Below are 21,509 nucleotides of genomic sequence, written 5' to 3' on the forward strand. Positions count from 1 at the left end.
ACGACCGCCGGGTCTAGCCCCGCGGCGAAGCAATTGTCCTGCGCGCATGGCAGCCGTGGAACTCAGCGGCGGCTGAGCGGTTTCATTGCGGCGTCCCGGTCAGCAAGCAGGAGCCGCTTTGAATCGTCGCCAGTTACTCCACGGATCGGCCATGTTGCCGGCACTGATGCTCTTGCCGCAGGGGGAGGCCGCCGCGGCGGAAAACACGGCTGATGCACCCTTCAACCCGTCGATGGTGAGGGAGCTCGCCCGCAATCTCGCCGGCAAGTCGTTCGAGGCGCCGGACGAGAAGTTGCCCAATGGCCTGACGGACCTGAATTACGATCAGTACCGCTCGATCCGCTTCGTGCCCGAGCGCGCGCTGTGGCGCGGCCAGAAGCTGCCGTTCGAAGCGCAGTTCTTCCACCGCGGATTCTTCTACAAGAACAAGGTCAAGATCTTCGAGGTCGCGGACGGCAAGGTCAGCGAAGTCAGCTACAGCAAGGACATGTTCTCGTTCGGTGAGACCGTGCCTGCGTTCACCGAGACCGATCTCGGATTCGCCGGATTTCGGATCCACGCGCCGATCAACAAGCCGGACTATTACGACGAGGTCTGCGTCTTCCTCGGAGCGAGCTATTTCCGCGCCGTCGCCAAGGATGAGACCTATGGCCTTTCGGCGCGTGGCCTGTCGATCGATACCGGCGAGGCGAAGGGCGAGGAGTTTCCGTTCTTCAAGGCGTTCTGGCTCGAGCGCCCGGTGCCCAACGCGACATCCCTCGTCATTCACGCGTTGCTCGACAGCAAGAGCTGCGCGGCGAGCTATCGCTTCACGATCAGGCCGGGGAAGACCACGGTGTTCGATGTCGAGGCATCGCTCTATCCGCGCGCCGATCTCGAGCACGCCGGCGTTGCGCCGATGACCAGCATGTTCTTCTTCGGGCCGAACGATCGCAACGAGGTCGATGACTTCAGACCGTCGGTGCACGATTCCGACGGGCTCGCGATCTACAACGGCAGGGGCGAGAGCCTGTGGCGTCCCCTGAGCAATCCGCGCGATCTCCAGATCAGCACGTTCCAGGACATCAATCCGCACGGCTTCGGGTTGATGCAGCGGGAGAAGAATTTCTTCGCCTATCAGGACATCGAGTCGAGCTTCGAGAAGCGCCCGAGCCTGTGGGTCGAGCCGATCGGCGATTGGGGCGAGGGCGCGGTCATCCTGTTCGAGATTCCGACCAAGGAGGAGATCCACGACAACATTGCCGCGTTCTGGCGGCCGAAGGCGCCGCTCAAGGCCAAGAGCGAGACCAATCTCACCTATCGCCTGCATTGGGGATCCGACGCGCCGAAGCCGCATTCGCTGGCGCGCTTCACGCGCACTGGCATCGGCGCGCATGGTGAGAACAGCAAGCTGTTCGTGCTCGATCTGTTCGGCGACAATCTGAAGGGTGTCGATCCCAAGAGCATCAAGGGCGTCGTGTCGGCCGAGAAGGCCGAGATCACGAACATCGTCACGCAGCCGAATCCGAATACGGGCGGATGGCGGCTCAGCTTCCAGTGCGCCGTCAAGAAGGATCCGATCGAGTTGCGCGCCCATCTGGCGCAGGATGACAAGCCGCTTTCGGAGATCTGGGTCTATCGATGGGCGCCATAGTCACGTCGCCTCGTCCCGACGTCGCGGCAGCGGCCGAAGGCTTCCTGCCACGAGAGAGCCCGCTTGCGATGGCGGCGGCCGACCTCGGCCGGCCGCCGCGCGCGGTGAGCAAGCCGGTGTCGGTCGGCGCGGGCATGTTCACGCGCCGCGCTTTCGTCCTGATGCTGACCGTCGCACTGACCGGCGCTGGCGCCTACGAGATGTACATGGTGGTCCAGGTCGGCGGCGTGACGATCATGGAGGGCATGGTGCTGGCGCTGTTCGTCGCGCTGCTCGCCTGGATCGCGTTCTCGTTCGCTTCGGCGCTCGCCGGCTTCTTCGTGCTGCTTCGGCGCAACGGGAGTTCCCTGCCGATCCGCGACGATGGTCCGTTGCCACAGCTTGCGAACCGGACCGCAGTGCTGCTCCCGACCTATAACGAGGATCCGCATCAGTTGATGGCACGCCTGCGCGCCATTCACGAGTCCGTCGCGGCGACCGGACAGGACGACAGCTTCGACTGGTTCGTGCTGAGCGACACCCGCGATCCCGACATCTGGATCGCGGAGGAACAGGCGTTCCTCGCGCTCAGCGATGCCTGCGGCGGGGGACGGCTCTACTACCGGCATCGCGCCGACAACACCGCGCGGAAGTCCGGCAACGTCGGCGAGTGGATCACGCGATTTGGCGGCGCCTACCAGTTCATGATCGTGCTCGACGCCGACAGCCTGATGTCGGGCGACACCATGGTGCGGATGGTTCACGCCATGGAGACCAATCCGCAGGCGGCGCTGCTGCAGACGCTGCCCATCATCGTCAATGCGCGCAGCCTGTTCAGCCGCCTGCAGCAATTTGCCGGCCGGCTGTACGGGCCGATGGTCGCCGCCGGCGTCGCATGGTGGCACGGCTCCGAGGGCAATTACTGGGGGCACAACGCCATCATCAGGATCCAGGCCTTTGCGGAGCAGGCGGGACTGCCCGAACTCTCGGGCCGTAAGCCGTTCGGCGGGCATATTCTGAGCCACGATTTCGTCGAGGCGGCGCTGATGCGGCGCGCCGGCTGGGGCATCTACATGGCGCCGATGCTCGGCGGCAGCTTCGAGGAGGTGCCGCCGTCGCTGCTGGATTTTGCCGCGCGCGACCGGCGCTGGTGCCAGGGCAATCTGCAGCATCTTGCGGTGCTGACCACGCGCCGCCTGCACTGGATCTCACGGCTGCATTTCATGACCGGGATCGGCTCTTACGTCACCGCGCCGCTTTGGCTTGCGTTCCTGCTGCTCGGCATTCTGATCTCGTTGCAGGCGCGCTTCATTCGCCCCGAATATTTCCCAAAGGGCTTCTCGCTGTTCCCGAACTGGCCGGCGCAGGATCCCGTGCTTGCTGCGTGGGTGTTCGGCCTCACGATGGCGCTCCTGATCGTGCCGAAGCTGCTCGGCTTCATCCTGCTGCTGACGCGGCGGGACGTACGCCGGCAATTCGGCGGCGGCTTCCGGGCGCTGGCAGGTGTGATCGCCGAGGTGCTGATCTCGGCGATGGTCGCACCCGTCATGATGGTGTTCCAGTCGATCGCCGTGGTCGAGATCCTGCTCGGCCGCGATGCCGGCTGGCAGACGCAGCGGCGCGACGATGGCGAGGTCGAGCGGCGGGAACTCTATCGGAAGTACGGCGTCCCGACAGCTTGCGGTGTCGCGATGGCGATCAGCGCCTGGGCGGTGTCGTTGCCGCTGCTGCTATGGATGTCGCCGGTGATCGTAGGCCTTCTGTTCGCGATTCCGATCGGCGCGTGGACCGCCAAGCCCGCGCTGCGGGCACTGTTCATGACGCCGGAGGAGGTGAGGCCGCCGAGCGTGTTGGTCCGCGCCAACGAACTGGCGGCGTCACCTGCTCGCGCATCAGTGCCTGCGCTGGCTGCGCTGCGGCAGGATTCCGGCTTGCTGCACCGCCATCTGTCATCGCTTCCGCCGACCAAGCGTGGCGGTCCGGGCGAGATCGACCTTCACCTCGTGGTGGCCCGCGCGCGGATCGACGCAAGCGACAGCTTCGACGAGGCCGTCGACCACCTTACGCCGCGCGAGACGCTGGCCGTTCTCGGCGATCCGGCGTCGCTGGAGGGCCTGCTCGCCAAGTAGGCGTGGTTCAGGCCGCCTCGCGCAGCCTGCTCTGCACGGAGCGCGGATCGCGCGGCAGGGTGATGCGGACGACGGTGCCGACGCCGAGCCTGGAGCGCAGCTTCATCGAGCCGCCGTGCAGGTTGGTGAGCGAGCGCGCGATCGCCAGTCCCAGGCCCGAGCCCTGGTAGCTCTTGGTGAGCTGGCTTTCGACCTGCTCGAACGGCTTGCCGAGCCGGCGCAGCGATTCCGGCGCGATGCCGATGCCGCTGTCGGCGATCAGCAGCACGATCGAGTCATCGAGCATCTGGCCGCGCACCAGTACGCGGCCGTGGTCGGGCGTGAACTTCACGGCGTTGGAGAGCAGGTTGACGATGATCTGCTTGACCGCGCGGCGGTCGGCGACCACCGAGATCGTGCTTTCGATATCCGATTCGAGCGACAGGCCCTTGTGCTCGGCGCGGCCGGAGACCACCCGCAGCGACTCGGCGAGGATGCCGGAGAGGTCGAGCGGCTCCATGTCGAACTTCATGCGGCCGGCTTCGATCTTCGACATGTCCAGGATGTCGTTGATGACCTCGAGCAGGTATTTCCCCGAGGTCAGGATGTCGTGGCAATATTCCGCGTATTTGTCCGAGCCGAGCGTCCCGAACAGGCCAGAGCCCATGATCTCGGAGAAGCCGATGATGGCGTTGAGCGGCGTGCGCAGCTCGTGGCTCATATTGGCGAGGAATTTCGACTTCGCGGCGTTGGCGTCCTCGGCGCGGGTCTTTTCCTGCGAGTACTTCTCGGCGAGGTCGGCGAGCTCGACGGCCTGCCGCTCCAGCTCGGATTGCGAGCGCTGCAGGTCGATCACGGTGGCGCGCAGGCGGAGATCGTTGTCGACCAGCTTCTGCTCGTGCGCCTTGATGCGGGTGATGTCGGTGCCGACCGAGACGTAGCCGCCGTCCTTGGTGCGGCGTTCGCTGATATGCAGCCAGCTGCCGTCGTCGAGCTGCGCCTCGAAGGTGCGGGCGCCGGGCGCCGGCACGCCGCTCTCGTGCAGGCGGGTGCGCACTTCGGGCATGCTGCCGACCTCGATCACGGTCTCATAGGACGTGCCGGGGCTGACGGCGCTATCCGGCAGCTTGTGCAGCCGCTGGAAGTGCGAGTTGCAGAGCACGAGGCGGTCCTCGGCGTCCCAGAGCACGAACGCTTCCGGGATGGTCTCGATGGCGTCGCGCAGCCGGAGGTCGGCTTCCACCGACTTCTCGGCGAGGCTCTTCTGTTCGGTGATGTCGACCGCGATGCCGATCAGATGCAAGCCGCTGTCGGCCGCGGCGTGGCTGAGCTCGCAGCGGACGCGCAGCCAGATCCAGTGGCCGCCGACATGGCGCATGCGGAAGCTCTGGTCGATGTGATCGATCTTGCCCGAGATCAGCTGCTCGGCGATGTCGAACAGGTTGATGTCGTCGGAGTTCACCAGCGCGTTGACCTCGCCAAAGGTGAGGAGGTCGTTACGGGTATCGAGGCCGAGCAGGGTGAACATCGATTGCGACCAGAAGATGCGACCGCGCGACAGGTCCCAGTCCCACAATCCGCAGCGGCCGCGATTGAGCGCGGTGTCGATCCGGCCGCGCACGGCGTCGTTGATCAGGTCGCCCTCGCGGGCGCGGGTCGATTGCCAGTGGAAGGCGAAGCCGAGGATCAGCACCACGAAGCTCGTGGTCGCCGACAGCGTCACCGAGAGCGCCGCGTCCGATCCCCAGATCGGCTCGTTCATCTCCTGGATGACGACGACCTGGCCGGGCAGCGACTTGACGAGCTGCGAGATCGCCAGCGCGCCGGTGCCGCCCGGCAACGTCATGTCGCTGACCGCACCCTGCTGGCCCGGTGCGACCAGGAGCTGCGCGGTGGAGACGATGTCGAGGACGCGGTCGTTCTCGCCGGCGCCATCGATCGGCACGCGCGCCAGCACGCGGTGATCGGCGCTGGTGATGATCACATGGCGGCCGTTGGCGATGCCCCAGGATGGAATGAGATCCGGCAGCAGCTCTTGCATCCGCTCGATATTGGCGAGCCGGTCGCGCCGCACCGAGGTCAGGCGGTCGAGACGCTCGGCGAGGATGTCGGAGAGCGCGGCCAGGTCCCGCTTCATCGCGCCGCGCTTCTGCCGGTTCTGGTCGATCACCTGGACGAAGGCGCCGAGGCAGATCGTGATGAGGAAGGCGATGATCAGCGTAGGGACAGCGCGGCGCAGTGCAGGCTCGGCCGTCAGGAGCCTGTGATAGGCCGGTTTCGCGATCGACTGTGCCAATCCCTTGATCGAATCGGATTGGACACAAGCGTTCGCTGCATGCGCGCGCGCCATGCCTTAGACCCCCATCTAAGCTGATTTTTTACCCGGATCGGATGCTCCCCACGTCGCATCCGAATCATGATGATTTGAATCCAGATTTCCCGGGCTGTCGAGAGTCAACGATTCGTTAATGCGAAAAAATTCTTGTCCAAGAGAGAATCATCAGGCGCAAAGTGAGTCCGAAACAGGAACGGCTCCGTAGAATTACGCGCGCGTCGGTTCTGCGTGACTGATCACACGCTTCACGGTGGGGAACGCGCGGCGCAGCTTGCGTTCGATCCCGTCGACGCTTTCGTGCACCTTGATCACACTCATCGAGGGCTCAGCGCGGCAATGGAAGTTGATGACCTCGCCGGCGTCGGTGTTGCGGACCCGCACATTATGGATGTCATGGATCGCGCCGCCATCGGCAAATCCGGTCAGCGCGGTCTTGATGGCTTCGACGCGGTCGGGCGCGGCGTCGGTTCCCCACGGCAGTTCCGGCTCGAGCGGCTCGATATGGGTGTCGACCTCGACGTCCTCGCCAAAATCCTCGCGGATCGCGCGCTCGAGCTCGTGGGCGATGTCGTGCGCGGCGTCCAGCGCCATGTTGCTGTCGACCTCGAGGTCGATGCCGACGATCAGCTTGCCGCCGATGTCGTGCACGGTGACGTGGTGGATGGCGAGGCCGGAGTTGCGCGCGATCACCATGATGCGCTCGCGGACGCTCTCATTGTCGCGCGCCACCGGCACCGCGGTGAAGGTGAGGTCGGCGTCGCCGAACGCCTTGGTCATCGCCTGCTGCGCCCTGCGCTTGATGTCCTCGACCCGGTCGATCGGGTAGGTGCGCGGTACGGCGGCAATGGCGTCGATGAAATGCGTGGCGCCGACCATGCGGACCCTTAAGCGCTCGACGTCGACCACCCCCGGCACGGCCTTGATGGCCGCGGTGGCCTTTTCCAGCGCGCCTTCGGGCGCGCGGTCGAGCAGGGTCTCGACCGTCTCGCGCGCCATGCGCAGGCCGAGCAGGGCGATCATCACGGCGACCGCGATGGCGGCCGCGGCATCGCCCCACCAGAAGCCGAAGCCCGCCAGCACCAGGCCGACGATGACGGCCGCGGATCCCATCACGTCGGAGGCGAAATGCAGCGCGTCGGCGGCCAGCGCCTGGCTCTTGGTGTCGCGCGCGGCGCGGTGCAGCGCGCGGGCCCGCCACAGATTGACGCCGATATCGAGGACGAGGACGATGAAGGGAATGGCTGAGATCGACGGCGGCGGCGCGCCTTCGCGCAGATGGCTGTAGGCCTGCACCAGGATGCCGCCGGCCAGCACATAGAGCAGGGCGATGATGAAGAGCGCCGAGACGCTCTCGAACTTGCCGTGGCCGTAATGATGCTCGGCGTCGGCCGGCTGGTCCGATACCCGCACCACCGCCCAGGTGATGATGGTGGCGACCAGGTCGATCGAAGAGTGCAGCGCCTCTGATATCAGCGCCAGCGATCCGATCGCGATGCCGACGACGAACTTCGCCACGGCCATGCTGCCGCTGGCGAGGATCGAGATCGCGGCGACGGATGTCTTGGTGTTGGGTGCGCTGGTGCTGGAAGAGCTCATGGGCGGGGTTTAGCAGGGAGTCCGTGAACATCAAGTGTCAGTCGTCACGCGCAATCGCCACTCACTTGCAATTGCATCTTTGCGCCAAAATCACGCTGTCGTCCTGGCCTAGTGCGCCAATTGCGCACAAGGTCAGGACGAGGATGGTTCTCGCGAGATACGACGCACCGTCATTACATACTTCATCTCGGCGCAGGGAATGCCGGGTGCGGGGTAGCGATCGTGCAACCGTCCGATCTATTCGGCGGGTTCTTCGTCTCTTTCCAGCTGCGGCTTTTCATACAGGACCGCGTTCAACAGGGAACGATGCACTTCGATCTTGCCGTTGTAGCTGATCAATCCGAGCTTGCGAAATTTGTTCAGGAAGAAGCTCACCCGGGATCGGGTTGTTCCGATCATCTCGGCCAGGGTTGCCTGATTGATCGAGGCGTCGATTGGCGTTGGCTTTCCATCTTTTCCAAAATTGGCTAGCAGAAGCAGCAGGCGTGCGAGCCGCTTCTCGCTCGAATTGAATAGCTGGTCGATCAAATCTTCTTCAATGCGATTGCTCCTGGTGACCAGGTAAGTCACGAAAAGTTCTGAAAATCGCGGCTCCTTGCGGAGCGCCGCCATCATCGCCTTTTGCGTGATTGAGGTGATAAGGCTCTCCTCCATCGCCCTTGCGGTTCCAACGCGGACCGCCTGACCATTCAGGCAACCCTCGCCAAAAAACTGCGCAGCATCCAATATGCCGACGACGGCTTCCTTGCCTTGCTCGGAAACAACGGTCACCTTGACCTTGCCCGATTGGATGTAAAAGACCTTATCGGCTTCTTCGCCCTGGGCGTAGATGATCCGGCCTTTACGGTACTTCACTATCGTCTTGCCGGTCCCGACTTTGGCAAGAAAGGCCTGGGGATCGAACTGTCGCTTGGCAGACTTCACAAGCCCCTCCTTCGGACCAGCGATGTCTAAATATTAAAACTGGTGGGTTGTGGTCAATATTGACCAGCGGACCAGTTTCCAAGGGGAGAAAATCACCCGGTCGGTGGCCGGTGTCCGGCAATGTGGCGGGCGCCCGCCCGATCCAGGAAGGGTGCCCGCATGCTCGGCTTTGGCACATATCCAACCGGTCCGCCGCTGAGCGTCATAGAGCGCCCGCACTGTCCGCACTGCCAGACCCGCACGCGGCTGGCCTGCGTTGCGCCAGGCCCAGGGGGCTACCAACTCCGCACGTTCGAATGCCCCAAGTGTGATCGTGCCCAGCAAACCTTGGTCGGTGACCCCTTGAGCGGCGACGCCCGCGGGTGGCTTTGCGGCCAGCTTAAATCCCCCGACTAGATCTTGGCAATCTCATGGGAGATTGAAAATGGCCGATCAAATAGCTCCCTCACCCCGGGTCCAGTCGAGCCCACGATGCGAGCGATGTGCGGGCGCCACCGTGGTCCAGCGGATCACGCCTTCACGAGCTGGCCATGAGCATTGGACGCTGCGCTGCAAAAGCTGCGGCCACGTTCATCAGATGCAAGTCGTATCGGGCCCGTCGCAATCCGGACCACTCGACTGGTTTGAGCGAAATTTGGGATTGCCGACATGAACCTCAGAAAGCGTAACAGGACCAAGGTTACATTTTTGACCGCTGACCATCTGGATGAGCAGGCAGAGGCGCGCTCCGGTGAGGCGAAGCAATTGCCTGAAGGCGAGGCGAGACAGAATGCGCTTCGCAACGCCGCACAGTTGAGGGTGTATGCTTCGATGAAGCGCGCACTTGCACCACAAGCCGTCAAGTCGAAGTAACGATGCGGATCGGGACAGTTGCCATGGCGGATCCCGACTCCGAGAGAATCAAGTGAGGTGCGTTTTGACTGGCGCGCCAACGGGCTCAGCTGCGAAATCACCTTGCCGCTTGCATAGGCCGGCCCGCGACGTGCCGCCGGGTACCGTAGGATGGGTCGTGCGCAGCGACCCATCAATCAAATGCCCGCGGCTGGAAGAATGGGTTTCGCTTTGCTCTACCCATCCTACGCGGCGCTGAGGATTGCAGCACCGCGCTGACAGTGTCGTTGGACTCAGGTGCCCTTCGCCTTGCGGCCGCGCGCACTCGGTCTTGCCGGTACGGTCTTTCCATACTTGTTCCACCAGGCCGTCAGCGCTTCCATCGTGGGGCCGAGTCCGCGTGCCTTCTCCGTGATCCCATATTCGACCCGGAGCGGCACTTCTGCGAACACCGTGCGCGACACCAGACCGTCGGCTTCGAGCTCGCGGAGTTGTGCGGTGAGCATGTGCTGGGTGATGCCGGGGATTGCCTTTCGCAGCTCGCCGAAGCGGTAGACCCGTTGATTGAGCAGCCACATGATCTCCAGCTTCCACTTTCCCGAGAGCAGCGCAAACGCGCGCCGCATCTCTTCGTGCATGTTGATCTCTTTGTTCGCCATGGTCTGCTTTTCCATACTTGCAGCAAGTAATTCATCCTACTTGTCGAAATCAATCTTGTTCTACATTTTCGATGTGCGCTGCAAGGCGCAGTGGAATGGACACGAACAAAGGATGTTGCTGTCCCACCAGCAATCATGACGACCACATGGCACCGATCTACATCTACTGGATCAGCACGGCGCTGTTGTCGCTGCTGTATCTGACCTCCGCCTTTATGTACCTCACGAAAGGGAATTGGGTCCGGCAGGCTCTGGCCGACCTCGGATACCCGGCTTACCTCGTGCCGTTCATGATCGTCGTGAAGGTCTTGGGCCCGGCTGCCATCCTGCTGCACACCAACGTGGCGCTCAGCGATCTCGCTTACGCTGGCATGTTCTATCACCTGCTGCTGTCGGGCCTGGCGTATCTCGGTGTCCGCAAGCCGAGCGGGGCCTTGCCCGCCGTAGCCGGCCTCGCATTGCTCATCGCCTCGTTCGCTACGCAGAACGCGGCTCGCGAAATGCCGTCGCCCTATGCGTTGGTGGCGGATGCGCGGCTCATGACGGGGGCCAGCCTCACCGCCGATGGTGGCGCAAGCATCGACGGCGCGGGCTAGCCATGACGACGCTTCCCATCACCTCCATCTTTGCGGCGGTCTTCGCGGTCAGCCTTGTCGCCCTGTCATTGCCGGTTTCCCTTCGCCGCGCAAAGGTCGGGGAGATGGTCGGCGACGGCGCCGATGAGGCGCTACGCCGACGCATCCGCGCCCAAGGCAATTTTGTCGAGTACGTGCCTCTCGGGATTGTCTCGCTGGGACTGGTCGAGGCGCATGCCGTTCCGGTCTGGATCGTCGTCGCCATCGGAGCAACGCTCGCATCCGGGCGGCTGCTGCATGCGATCGGCATGCTCCGCGGATCGGCGCCTATACGCGGCTTCGGAATGCTCTTGACTTACGCGGCGTTGCTTGTCGCGGCTGGACGCCTTGTCATGGACGCTGCCCTTTGAGGCGGCGCAGCGCCGTAGGATGGGTAGAGCGCAGCGAAACCCATCAATTGTATCCGCATGGTGAGATTATGGGTTTCGCTGCGCTCTACCCATCTGCACTTCAGTCGAAGATCACTCAATGCGGCCCCTTGCAATTTAAAGACCGATCGGTCTATATATAGGCAATGAGCCGCCAAACCGCAGTGCAATCGCTCCGTGGCCGCCCGCGAAGTTTCGACGTCGAAGCCGCCGTCGAACGCGCGATGGATGTGTTCTGGTCGCGCGGCTATCATGCCACGGCGCTTCCGGACCTGCTGCGTGCGACGAAGCTCTCGCGTGGTAGCCTTTACGCCGCGTTCGGCGACAAGCACTCGCTGTTCCTGCGCGCGCTCGATCGCTACATTGCCGATGCGCTGACGCGGATGGATGTCGAGCTCGACCCCCGCAAGGAACCGGTCGCCGGCCTGCGGACCTACCTTGCCGGCTACGTCGAGCGTGCCAGCGGCGCCGATGGTCGGCGCGGATGCCTGCTGGTGGCGACGGCCATGGAACTGGCCGGCCAGGATGCCGAGGCTGGTCGTCGCGTCGCAGGCTTTTTCAAAACCATGGAAGGCAGGTTGGCGGACGCGCTGTCCCGCGCGGAGGCGGCGGGCAGATTGGCCGATGGCGTCGAGCCTGCAAGTGCCGCCCGAATTCTCGTCTGTTTCGTTTGGGGGTTACGAGTGGTCGCCAAAACCGCACAGACACGGATCACGTGGCAAGCCACCGCTGACGCGCTTCTCGATCGCTTCATCAGATAAGCAATAACCCACGGACGCCTTCGCTATTGGTGCGCCCATATTTGGACTGATCGGTCGTGAAAGGAATGATGCCATGTCTGCCATCCAGATCGTCTGCGCAGTGGCCGTTCCCTTGCTCTGGGGTCTTCAGTTCGTGGCCATCAAGGTGGGCGTCGCGGAGTTTCCGCCGCTGTTCTTCCTCGCGCTGCGCTTCCTGGCGATCGCGCTGCTGCTTGTTCCGTTCGTCAAGAAGCCCACGCGTCAACAGTTCGGCCCTATCGCAGCTATTTCGCTTTTCCTTGGTGGACTGAACTTCGGGCTGTTCTATGTTGGTCTTGGGCTCGGCTCGGGAAGCATATCGGCCGTCGCATATCAACTCGCGCCGCCTTTCACCGTCCTGCTGGCCTGGCCGCTGCTCGCGGAGAGGCCGTCTCTCGTCACGTCAGCCGGCGTGGTGCTTGCATTCGCCGGCGTGGTGGTGTTGGCGGCGGGGCCGGGGCTGTCGACCAACGCGCTTCCGCTGCTGCTTGTGGTCGGGGCGGCGTTCGCGTTCGCGGTGTCCAACGTTCTGACGAAGCGCTACGGCCCGTTTGATCCGCTGATGTTGATGGGGTGGTCGTCGCTGCTCACCGTGCCGCAGGTGATGTTGATGTCGTTGCTGCTCGAATATGGACAGCTGGCGAGCCTTGGCACGGCGGATCAACGTGGCTGGCTGGCGCTCGCCTACACCATCTTCATCGGAGGCATTGTCGGGTTCGGCCTCTGGTTTTGGCTGATCGCGCGCTGCTCAATGAGCCGTGTCGCCCCGTTCGGGTTGCTGCTTCCGGTGTTCGCCTTGATTTCGAGCGTAATGTTTCTTGGCGACAGTGTGACGCCCAAGCTGGTTGTCGGCGGGCTGCTCGCGATCTCCGGCGTCGCCATCACACAGGTACGACCGAGATTAGGGTCGTAGGATGGGTAGAGCGCAGCGAAACCCATCATCTCACCCCGCGTACCCTTGATGGGTTTCGCTGCCGCTCTACCCGACCTACGCACCGTCAGCCGTGAGCTCAGAAAAGCACATCCCCGCGCTTTCAAACGGGATGTGATAGTCTGCGGTACAAGAAAGGGCGAAGCCGTTGGTTGCTCGCTTGGGAGTAGCAAGCAATGAAGTGGGGCGAGTGGAGCAAGGGATACACACAAGCGGAGCTTGATGACGCACAGGAGAAGTTCGATCTGATTTTCCCGCCAGATTTGATAGCGCTCCTGAGAGAGAAACGACCGGTTGCGGGGCACGTTTGGACCGATGAAATCGCGATCAGGAAGGCGCTGGAATGGCCAATCGAAGGCCTGCTGGCGTCTGTTGAAAGAGGTTTCGCCTGGCGAGCGGAGTGGGGAGAAAGGCCGGACAACGCGGACGCTCGAAGAGAGGTAGCGCGTCCGTTCGTTGCGCGCGCGCCGAAGTTGATCCCGCTGTTAAGTCATCGGTATTTGCCGGAGCAGCCGCATGAGGCAGGCAACCCCGTGCTGTCCGCTATGTACTCCGACGTAATCTTTTACGCGACCAACCTCACAGAGTATTTTGAAATAGAATTTAGCGGAGACCACAGTCGTCCAATGCCACCGCCGCAGCAGATCAAGCGCATCGCATTTTGGTCCGACCTCGTAAGGCGCGACGGTTGGGTTATGTTTCCTTGAAAATCGAGTCACGGACAGTACAACCGTAGGATGGGCAAAACCGCTGCGATGTCGACCAATTGTATCCTCGCTGCGAGGTGATGGGTTTCGCTTCGCTCTACCCATCCTACGGCGCGGCGTGCACGGCGCTACAGCATCACCACGATCTTGCCGAGGTGCGTGTTGGCTTCCATGCGTTCGAACGCCTTGCCGATGTCAGTGAATTTGGAGACCTGGTCGATCGGCAGCTGCAGCTTGCGCGCCTCGACCGCGGCCCAGATGTCCTTGCGCACCTCGTCAAAAGATCTCGTGGATATTCTCGATCGAGCGGGTGCGGAAGGTGACGCCGAGATGCTCTTCACGCGTTGTCGAAGACCGCTCCATTCAGTCATTTTGCTGACGCATTCTCTGTCTTAGTCGGGCGCGAAACTGAAGACACGGTGTGAGGACCGCCCCGGTTCTCATCATGGTTCCGTCGCCGGAACTGGCGCGAATCCGCAAAGAATTGGCACGCGCTAACGCCTCCGCGTTCGTTCGACCATGTTTTGCGGAATCGGGAACCGAACGATCGAGAAAAATCAGTCAAGGAGTTCTGATGCTGTTCGGCTCGAGCGCCGCAATTTGCGGCGCCCTGGTTGCGCTCGCCATGTCTGGCACCGCTGCTCGAAGTGAAATCAATTCGGTTCATTCAAGTGCCGTCGTCAATGCCGCTTGTGGGGATGCGATCGTAGGGGCAGCGTCCATGTACGATCCGTTCAAGCCCGGCAAGGAGGAGGGCGGCCCGAGCACAGCTTCCGGTGAGCGCTATGATCGCTCGGTCTGGGCGGCTGCCATCAAGACTAGTTTGCGTCGGAAGTTTGGTGGGGTCCAATTTGGCGCGAGGCCGAAATATGCCCTCGTCGAGGCTGTAGGCAAGAAGGTCATCGTGAAGATAAATGACGTGGGGCCGCTGCGGCCTGGCCGCATCATTGACCTCAATGAGCGGACGATGCGCTATTTCGATCCAAGCCTGGAGCTCGGAGTCATTGGTGACGTAAAGGTCAGCCCGCTTGCGGGGGATTATTGGATTCCCGGACCGGTCGGCTGAACATCATCGATGGGTCTCGTTTTCCGTCTTCGCTCTTCGAGCTACGGCGGACGAGTCGCTCCACGCATCCTACGCACCATCCATCGTCATTCCCCCGTGCGCAATTGCGCACCTGAGGGCAGCCCGAAAGGGCTGAGCCCGGAATCCATTGAGCCGCGAAACAAGTGGTGGAATGGATTCCGGGCTCTCGCTTCGCGAGCCCCGGAATGACGGGGAAGGAGTGCTCCGCCCAACGCACGCGCTTCGCCCTACCCATCCTACGGAGCAGTGTGCGTCGCTACAGCGTCACCACGATCTTGCCGAGGTGCTTGTTGGCTTCCATGTGTTCGAACGCCTTGCCGATGTCGGCGAATTTGTAGACCTGGTCGATCGGCAGCTGCAGCTTGCGCGCCTCGACCGCGGGCCAGATGTCCTTGCGCACCTCGTCGAAGATCTCGCGGATCTCGTCGATCGAGCGGGTGCGGAAGGTGACGCCGATATACTGGATGCGCCGCGCCGCATGCAGGTCGAAATTGAAATCGGCGTGGGTGCCGCCGAGCCGGCCGACATTGACGATGCGGCCCTTGACCTTGGTCGCCTTGAGGTTCTGGTTCGCGACCGGTCCCGAGATCTGATCGACGATCAGATCGACGCCTTCGCCACCCGTGGCCTGCAACACCTGATCGACCCAGCCGGGATCCCTGGAATCGACAGCGAGATCGGCGCCGAATTCCTTCAAGCGGCCGCGGCGCATCGCATCGGTCGAGGACCCGACCACGAGCTTCGCGCCCTTCAGCTTGGCGATCTGCATCGCCATCAGGCCGACGCCGGAGCTCGCGCCCTGGATCAGCACGGTCTGGCCTGCCTGCAGCGCGCCATTGGTGACGACGGCATTGTGCATGGTGGCGAGCGCGACGGGCAGGGTGGCGGCCTCGTCGAAGTTCATGTTCGAGGGGCTGCGGAACAGCCTGCCGTGATCGGCCAGCGTGTACTCGGCGAATGCCGCGCCGCCCGAGCCCATGATCTTGTCGCCGACCTTGACGCCTTTGGCATCGGGACCGAGCTCGGCGACCTCGCCGGCCCATTCCATGCCGAGCACGGTGCCGACGCCGCCGGCCGCGCCGTGGGCGTGGCCCTTGGTCATGCCGAGATCCGCGCGGTTCAACCCGCAGGCGTGAACCTTGACCAGCACCTGCGTGCCCTTCGGCACGGGCTTCGCAACGTCGGTGATTTCAGGGCCGTTGGCTCCGTACACATAGGCTTTCATGGGCTTCTTCTCGTTGTGTCGTCGAATTCGAGATGACTCTGAGTTCCGTCATCCCCGCGCAAAGGCTACGCCTTTGTCGCTGGAGGAGCGCGCGGCGCGTCTCGAAGGATGAACGGCCTGGCCGGTGGCCGTCGACCCTTCGAGGGCCGCTGAAGAAGCGGCCACCTCAGGGTGACGGATCACTACTCGATGCTTACTCCGCGGCCTGGCGCTTGGCCACCGACGTCATGCGGTCCAGACGCTCGCGGATGATCGCTTCCGCCTCGCTCACGATGCGCGAGATCAGCTCGGCGCAGGACGGAATGTCGTGGATCAGGCCCTGCACCTGGCCGGCCGACCAGATGCCTTCGTCGGCATCGCCGGTGGCGTAAACCATCTTGCCGCGAGCGCCGGCGACGAGTTCGCGGACGTCCTCGAACTTGGCACCTTCCTTCTCCATCTGCACGACCTTGGTCGAGATCGCATTCTTGGCGACGCGCGAGGTGTTGCGCATGGTGCGGAAGATCAGCTCGGTCTCGCGCTCGTCATTGGCGACGATGCGTTCCTTCACGAGCTGATGGATCGGGCTCTCCTTGGTGCACATGAAGCGCGTGCCCATGTTGATGCCTTCGGCGCCGAGCGCCAGCGCTGCGACGAGGCCGCGGGCATCGCCGAAGCCGCCCGAGGCGATCATCGGGATCTTCACCTTGTCGGCGGCGGCCGGAATCAGGATCAGGCCGGGGGTGTCATCCTCGCCGGGGTGGCCGGCGCATTCAAAGCCGTCGATCGAGATCGCGTCGGCGCCCATCCGCTCGGCGGACAGCGCGTGGCGCACGCTGGTGCACTTGTGCAGCACCTTGATGCCGTGCCTCTTGAACTCGTCGACATGTTCCTGCGGCTTGTTGCCGGCGGTCTCGACGATCTTGATGCCGCTCTCGATGATGACCTGGCGGTATTCGGCGTAAGGCGGCGGCTTGATCGCGGGCAGGATGGTCAGGTTCACGCCGAACGGCTTGTCGGTCAGTTCGCGGCAGCGCGCGATTTCCTTGCGCAGATCGTCCGGCGTCGGCTGCGTCAGCGCGGTGATCATGCCGAGCGCGCCGGCATTGGCGACGGCGGCAACCAGCTCCGCGCGCCCGACCCATTGCATGCCGCCCTGCACGATCGGGTGGTCGACGCCGAACATTTCGGTGAAGCGTGTCTTGATCATTCTGCCCTCGTTTCCATCAGAATTTTCCGCGACGCGGACGGCCGCGCACGGTGTTGTTTTTGGATGTCGAGGGAAGGATGCAGTCCTGTCCGGCAAATGTCTACCGGCGACCTGCGGCGCGCCCATGCGGAAATGACGGGGCGCGGCGGTCCGGCGAGGGCGGAGTTTTAGGTTATTGCGGCCGGCGCTGGTGATCGGCACGCAGCGCCTGGCCGAGAGCAATGATAGCGGAGATGCTTGTTACGCCGGCACCGCGTCCTTCTTTGACGCGGAGGTTTCCTCGTCGAACGCGGCCGCGATGTCGCGCATGCTGACGACGCCGATCAGGCTGTAATCGTCGATCACGGGCACGTGGCGAATGTGGTGCTTGGTCATGAGATGACGGATGTGCTCGAGCGTGTCGCTCGAGGTGCACGACACCAGCTGCTGCACCGAGACCAATTGCGAGACCTTCATGCTGGCGCCGGCCGCGCCGTGCTCGGCAATCGCGCGCACCACGTCGCGCTCGGTAAACATGCCGACGGCGGTGTTGCCCTCGGTGCGAACGACATCCTTGACCACGAGCGCGCTGATATTGCTGGCGCGCATCAATTGCGCGGCGATCGCCACCGTCTCGTTCATGCGAACCGTGGCAACGCGAGGGGTCTTCTTGCGCAGGATATCTCCGACTTGCATGGCAACCTCCTTGGTTATCGTTGACAGGATTCTGGTATACAAAATGCCAATTGTCAACGCGGCCGTTGTGGAAATCTATCACCAGGAAAGCGCCGAAATAGGCAGAGTTGCTGACGTTTCAGACGATTGTGACCTGGTGTCGAGCGGGCGGGCTCTCGGCCGCCCAAGGTGCCTCTGGCATCTGGCATCCCTGTGCTCGCCAAACGAAAGAGGCGCACCGAAGTGCGCCTCCATCAGCTCCGCGGGGGAGTCCCGAACTTGGGCCGTCAAATCAGGCCGACGTTTCAGGCCGTCTTGGCATTCGTCGTGGTCTCGGCAGCGGCCGCGGCAGCCTCGTTGCCGTTGATGAAGGCGCGGCGCATCGGCTTGATCACGAACAGCGCCATCAGCGCCGCAGTGGCATTGAGCGCGACCGCAATCACGAACACCGCCTGCCAGCCATAGCTGGCGGCAACGATGCTGGCGGCCGGCACCAGCAGCGCAGCGGTGCCCTTCGCGGTGTACAGCATGCCGTTGTTGGTGGTCGCGAACTTCGAGCCGAAGGTGTCGCCGCAGGTTGCCGGGAACAGCGAGTAGATCTCGCCGAACACGCCGAAATAGACCGCGGTCGCCAGCACGAACACCAGCGGGTTGTGGCCCCAGGTCGACAACGTCAGCAGCATCAGCGCACCGGTACCGAACGCGATGAACATGGTGTGTTCGCGGCCGATATTGTCGGAGACCCAGCCGAAGAACGGCCGTCCGAACCCGTCGAAAATGCGGTCGAGCGAGATCGCGAAGGTCAGCGCGGCCATCTGGAAGCCGGCGAGCGAGACCGGCGTATTGGCGATCTTGTAGTCGTGCGCGATCGGCGCGATCTGCGCCGCCGCCATCAGGCCGCCGGAGGCGACCATCACGAACACCAGATACATCACCCAGAAGATCGGGCTGCGCAGCACCTGCGGCGGCGTGAAGTCGATCTTGGTCTGCGGCAGATTGAGCTGCTTCTTCTTCGGCGGCATCGTCACCGCAGGCTTCTGGATGAAGAAGGCGAGCAGGAACACGATCAGGCCTTGCCCGATGCCGAAATCGAAGAACGCGGTCTGATAGCCGCTCGAGGCGATCATGTTGGCGATCGGCACCACGGTCAGCGCCGCGCCGGCGCCGAAGCCCGCGGCAGTTGCGCCGGCGGCGAGGCCGCGGCGATCGGGAAACCATTTCAGCGCATTGCCGACGCAGGTGCCGTAGACCGAGCCGGCGCCGATGCCGCCGATCACAGCGGCGGCGTAGAGCAAAGTGAGTGAGTCCGCGTAGGAGTTCAGCACCCAGGACAGCGTGATCATGACGCCGCCGAACATGATGACGATCCGCGGGCCGTATTTGTCGACGAACCAGGCCTCCACCGGCACCAGCCAGGTCTCCGTCACCACGAAGATCGTGAAGGCGAACTGGATCGCCGCGCGGCCCCAGTGATGCGCGCCGTCGATCGGATCGACGAACAGCGTCCAGCCATATTGCAGGTTCGCGATCATCGCCATGCAGACGATGCCCATGACGAGCTGCAGCCAGCGGAAGCCACTGGACGAGGGTTGTGCTTGTGTTGCGGCAGCATTGCTGGAAACCATCAAATCCTCCCGAGCGCGCCTGGTCTTGTTGTGACCCAGTGTCGCAATTCTTGTGGCGTATCGTCGCAAGCGCTTAGCCGGAGGTTGGTATACTATATTCCAGAAAGCAAGCCCATCTTTCTGCTGCGCCGCAGCAAAACTGGCATACGACGCGCCGGTTCAGCCTCGGATTCGAGCCCATAGCGGCCGCCGAAAAATGAAAACGCCCGGCGTTGGCCGGGCGCTTTCGACAGCAGAAGCGTAGCGCGTTGCTTAAGCCATCGCCGCCGATTTCTCGACCACGATTTTCCGCCACGGCTTGAGCACGGCGATCGCGAGCAGCGAGGCAAGGATGTTGGCGCCGGCTGCGATGATGAACACGTTGTCCCAATGGCCCGACGACTGCTGCATGTAGTTGGCGATCGGCACCAGCAGCGCGGCGGTGCCTTTCGCGGTGTAGAGTAGACCGGCATTGGTCGTCGCGAACTTGGCGCCGAACGTGTCGGTGCAGGTCGAGGGGAACAGCGAATAGATCTCGCCCCAGGCAAAGAACACGAAGCCCGAGAGCAGCACGAACCAGACCGGATCGTGGCCCCACAGATAGAGCATCCAGATGCCGAAGCCTTCCATGCCGAAGGCGATGAACATCGTGTTCTCGCGGCCGATCATGTCGGAGATCCAGCCGAAGAACGGACGCGTCAGACCGTTGAGGACGCGGTCGATGGTGGCCGCGAAAGTCACCGCCGTCATCGTCACCGCCATCAGCGTGACCGGCACGCTGTCGACCTTCCAGTCGACCGCGATCGGCTTCAGGTTCGCCGTCACCATCAGGCCGCCGGCGCCGACGATCACGAACATGAAGTACATCAGCCAGAAGATCGGCTGCCGCAGCACTTCGGTCGGCTGATAGTTGCGCCGGGTCTGGATGATGTTGGCATTCGCCACGACAGCCGGCACCTGTCCGGCCTTCGGCGCGAGCAGGAAGAAGGCGAGCAGCACGATGATGATGCCCTGGCCGAGACCGAAATACAGGAAGGTGGTCTGGAAGCCGGAGTCCTTGATCATCGCCTGGATCGGCGCGACCGTCAGTGCGGAGCCCGCGCCGAAGCCGGCTGCGGTGATGCCAGCCGCAAGTCCGCGCTTGTCGGGAAACCATTTCAGCGCGTTGCCGACGCAGGTGCCGTAGACGCCGCCGGCGCCGATGCCGGCGATGATCATGCCGAGATAGTAGCCGTTCAGCGAGGTCGCCTGCGCATTGATCGCCCACCCGATCGCGCAGAGGATGCCGCCGATCAGCACGACGAGGCGCGGGCCGTATTTATCGACGAACCAGCCCTCGACCGGCACCAGCCAGGTCTCGAACAGCACAAAGAGCGTGAAGGCCCACTGGATCGATGCACGATCCCATCCAAACTTCTTCTGGATGTCGGGGACGAAGAACGTCCACCCGTATTGATAGTTTGCGATCATCACCATCGCGGCGACGCCGATCGCAAGTTGCGTCCAGCGATAGGTATCGCTGACCCGCGCGGCCGCCGGGGCCGCAGTTGCCTGAACCATGTCCGACATTGATCCTCCCAGTGCGCGCTTTGTCATTCTGCTTGTGGCGCGGCTCGGTCATCTTGGTATTTGATATGCCAAGGTTCAAGCTGTCGCAGAGGTTGCGTGCGCATATACCGCAGAGGACTCAGCGGTCACCGCAATGAGAGTAATTCAGCACGCAAAAAAATGGCCCCGAAAATCGGGGCCATTGGTCGAAGGTTCAATGTCAGCTCGCATCTTGCGACGAAACGGTCTCGGTGCCGCGCGCGCGGAATCATCTAGCCTCAGAGGCCGAAGTGCGGCAGGTCGCCATTGCGGTTGGAGATCTCCGCGCTCTTCATCAGCAGGCGGTCGATCGAGGCCATCAGGCGGCCGAACAGGGTGGAGGAGGGCGCGAGCGTGAGGGCAGTGGTCTTGGACATTGGTGTCCCCTTTGGCTGGAGGGCCAGCAACGGGCCGGCTCATCATCTGCAGCCAAATTATGTATACCAGATGCCAGAAACAACGGGCTTGTTTGCATGGCAGCATGGCAGATTGTGCAACGCAACAAGACGGGGTGGCTTGGCATCCCAGATTGAAGGGGAACGCATTGAAGCCACGGCCAAGTCCAGGCAAGCGCGGGGCTTCACCAAGCCCGGGAATCGTGCCGCTCCTGCGCGGCGCATTTCAACGTCGCCGACCGGCGCCCTCGCTGCCGTCACAAAGAAGGCCGCCTGACGGGGC

The 21,509-nt window shown here is 63.1% G+C and carries 19 protein-coding genes and 1 pseudogene; 9 read left to right on the forward strand and 11 right to left on the reverse strand.

All coding sequences use genetic code 11. From position 1 onward, the window contains the following. Positions 1-151: 151 nt before the first annotated feature. Both ACOIX3_RS14315 and mdoH read left to right on the forward strand, forming a co-directional pair. Entirely contained in the window at positions 152-1,633 is a 1,482-nt protein-coding gene (locus ACOIX3_RS14315) for a glucan biosynthesis protein G (RefSeq protein ID WP_420970452.1), read from the forward strand. Continuing rightward, complete coding sequence (mdoH, locus tag ACOIX3_RS14320) at positions 1,621-3,741, forward strand: glucans biosynthesis glucosyltransferase MdoH (RefSeq protein WP_420970453.1); 2,121 nt, start codon at positions 1,621-1,623, stop codon at positions 3,739-3,741. The genes ACOIX3_RS14315 and mdoH overlap by 13 nt, the downstream gene beginning before the upstream one ends. A 7-nt stretch (positions 3,742-3,748) precedes the next feature. Here the strand turns inward: mdoH and ACOIX3_RS14325 are convergent, their stop codons facing one another. The 3 genes from ACOIX3_RS14325 to ACOIX3_RS14335 form a co-directional block, all read right to left on the reverse strand. Beyond that, a complete protein-coding gene (locus ACOIX3_RS14325; RefSeq protein ID WP_420970455.1) occupies positions 3,749-6,070 on the reverse strand; it encodes an ATP-binding protein in 2,322 nt (773 codons plus the stop codon). Between the two features lie 192 nt (positions 6,071-6,262). Then, positions 6,263-7,651: a cation diffusion facilitator family transporter gene (locus ACOIX3_RS14330; RefSeq protein WP_420970456.1), complete on the reverse strand. Its 1,389-nt coding sequence runs from the start codon at positions 7,649-7,651 to the stop codon at positions 6,263-6,265. A 237-nt stretch (positions 7,652-7,888) separates the two neighbouring features. Continuing rightward, positions 7,889-8,575 (reverse strand): Crp/Fnr family transcriptional regulator, encoded by a 687-nt coding sequence (locus tag ACOIX3_RS14335; RefSeq protein ID WP_420970457.1) that lies wholly within the window; start codon positions 8,573-8,575, stop codon positions 7,889-7,891. Positions 8,576-9,223: 648 nt separating this feature from the next. On the opposite strand from ACOIX3_RS14335, the gene ACOIX3_RS14340 reads away from it, so the two are divergent. After that, on the forward strand, positions 9,224-9,427 hold the full coding sequence (locus tag ACOIX3_RS14340) for a hypothetical protein (RefSeq protein WP_420970458.1): 204 nt from the start codon (positions 9,224-9,226) through the stop codon (positions 9,425-9,427). Positions 9,428-9,699: 272 nt separating this feature from the next. Here the strand turns inward: ACOIX3_RS14340 and ACOIX3_RS14345 are convergent, their stop codons facing one another. After that, on the reverse strand, positions 9,700-10,080 hold the full coding sequence (locus tag ACOIX3_RS14345) for a winged helix-turn-helix transcriptional regulator (RefSeq protein ID WP_420970459.1): 381 nt from the start codon (positions 10,078-10,080) through the stop codon (positions 9,700-9,702). A 131-nt stretch (positions 10,081-10,211) separates the two neighbouring features. Here ACOIX3_RS14345 and ACOIX3_RS14350 point away from each other — a divergent pair, with 131 nt between their 5' ends. From ACOIX3_RS14350 to ACOIX3_RS14370, 5 genes are all read left to right on the forward strand, one after another. Continuing rightward, entirely contained in the window at positions 10,212-10,661 is a 450-nt protein-coding gene (locus tag ACOIX3_RS14350; RefSeq protein WP_420970460.1) for a DoxX family protein, read from the forward strand. A gap of 2 nt (positions 10,662-10,663) precedes the next feature. Next, the gene (locus ACOIX3_RS14355) at positions 10,664-11,050 is read left to right on the forward strand and encodes an MAPEG family protein (RefSeq protein WP_420970462.1); all 387 of its coding nucleotides are present in this window, start codon (positions 10,664-10,666) and stop codon (positions 11,048-11,050) included. A gap of 164 nt (positions 11,051-11,214) precedes the next feature. Then, positions 11,215-11,829, forward strand: a complete 615-nt coding sequence (locus ACOIX3_RS14360) for a TetR/AcrR family transcriptional regulator (RefSeq protein ID WP_420970463.1) — start codon at positions 11,215-11,217, stop codon at positions 11,827-11,829. Between the two features lie 73 nt (positions 11,830-11,902). Continuing rightward, on the forward strand, positions 11,903-12,760 hold the full coding sequence (locus tag ACOIX3_RS14365) for a DMT family transporter (protein WP_420970464.1): 858 nt from the start codon (positions 11,903-11,905) through the stop codon (positions 12,758-12,760). A gap of 194 nt (positions 12,761-12,954) precedes the next feature. Then, a complete protein-coding gene (locus tag ACOIX3_RS14370) occupies positions 12,955-13,485 on the forward strand; it encodes a hypothetical protein (RefSeq protein ID WP_420970466.1) in 531 nt (176 codons plus the stop codon). Positions 13,486-13,613: 128 nt separating this feature from the next. Here the strand turns inward: ACOIX3_RS14370 and ACOIX3_RS14375 are convergent. After that, positions 13,614-13,827 (reverse strand): annotated as a pseudogene (locus ACOIX3_RS14375) (zinc-binding dehydrogenase); the annotation flags it as partial. A gap of 232 nt (positions 13,828-14,059) precedes the next feature. Between ACOIX3_RS14375 and ACOIX3_RS14380 the strand changes: the two are divergent. Further along, entirely contained in the window at positions 14,060-14,551 is a 492-nt protein-coding gene (locus ACOIX3_RS14380) for an RlpA-like double-psi beta-barrel domain-containing protein (RefSeq protein WP_420970467.1), read from the forward strand. Positions 14,552-14,828: 277 nt separating this feature from the next. On the opposite strand, the gene ACOIX3_RS14385 is transcribed toward ACOIX3_RS14380, so the two are convergent. The 6 genes from ACOIX3_RS14385 to ACOIX3_RS14410 all read right to left on the reverse strand — a co-directional run bounded on the left by ACOIX3_RS14385 (position 14,829) and on the right by ACOIX3_RS14410 (position 21,208). Further along, on the reverse strand, positions 14,829-15,797 hold the full coding sequence (locus ACOIX3_RS14385; protein ID WP_420970468.1) for a zinc-binding dehydrogenase: 969 nt from the start codon (positions 15,795-15,797) through the stop codon (positions 14,829-14,831). 193 nt (positions 15,798-15,990) lie between these two features. Next, entirely contained in the window at positions 15,991-16,986 is a 996-nt protein-coding gene (locus tag ACOIX3_RS14390; protein ID WP_420970469.1) for an NAD(P)H-dependent flavin oxidoreductase, read from the reverse strand. Positions 16,987-17,226: 240 nt separating this feature from the next. Beyond that, a complete protein-coding gene (locus ACOIX3_RS14395; RefSeq protein WP_212310984.1) occupies positions 17,227-17,661 on the reverse strand; it encodes a CBS domain-containing protein in 435 nt (144 codons plus the stop codon). Positions 17,662-17,945: 284 nt separating this feature from the next. Continuing rightward, entirely contained in the window at positions 17,946-19,265 is a 1,320-nt protein-coding gene (gene oxlT, locus ACOIX3_RS14400) for an oxalate/formate MFS antiporter (protein ID WP_420970470.1), read from the reverse strand. A 252-nt stretch (positions 19,266-19,517) separates the two neighbouring features. After that, a complete protein-coding gene (gene oxlT, locus ACOIX3_RS14405) occupies positions 19,518-20,813 on the reverse strand; it encodes an oxalate/formate MFS antiporter (protein WP_097670726.1) in 1,296 nt (431 codons plus the stop codon). Positions 20,814-21,070: 257 nt separating this feature from the next. After that, entirely contained in the window at positions 21,071-21,208 is a 138-nt protein-coding gene (locus ACOIX3_RS14410) for a hypothetical protein (protein ID WP_173641877.1), read from the reverse strand. Positions 21,209-21,509 lie beyond the last annotated feature (301 nt).

Source organism: Bradyrhizobium sp. B120, assembly GCF_049075665.1.
Classification (GTDB): Bacteria; Pseudomonadota; Alphaproteobacteria; order Rhizobiales; family Xanthobacteraceae; genus Bradyrhizobium.